Annotated in this window: 1 protein-coding gene; it reads right to left on the reverse strand. The window is 41.6% G+C overall.

Annotated elements, in window-relative coordinates:
• Positions 1–224 (reverse strand): IS110 family transposase (locus NR125_RS29320; protein ID WP_256816878.1); only part of this gene is annotated, 224 nt, incomplete at its 3' end.
• Positions 225–474 lie beyond the last annotated feature (250 nt).

Genomic DNA, 474 nt, shown 5'->3' on the forward strand with positions numbered 1-474 from the left:
AAGTATTGAACAACAGAGGAATGATAATGTCCTGTTGCTTCTAGGACGATAGGTGGTTTCTTACCTGTTTCTCTCTTTACGACCTCCAGAAACTCTACAAGTAAATCAAGACCTTCAATAGTATGAGAAACTTTAAAGCTCTTACGATATGGTTTGCCTTTATCCAAAAATGCCTGAACCTGACTTTCCCCTTTTGAAACATCCAGACCAATGACTGGATTCATTTAAAATCCTCCTCCTAAACTAGTAATTTGCCAGTACCCCTAATTCCTCCATGCAGTGTCACAGCTTCGCTTGTTATACGAGATCTATGTCCCAACCAGCCTCAATCATGTTTCTACAAGCAGGGGGCGAACCGTTTAGTTGACGGGGTCGAAGGCCCCACGGGCAGTTACGTTCTACCCTGGCTACTGATATAATAAGACCAAATAAAAAATGGTCAACCAGAAATATCTGGTGACCTTATAATACGAA

Origin of the sequence: Cytobacillus sp. Bac17, from assembly GCF_024519925.1 — a bacterium.
Lineage (GTDB): Bacteria > Bacillota > Bacilli > Bacillales > Cytobacillaceae > Cytobacillus > Cytobacillus pseudoceanisediminis.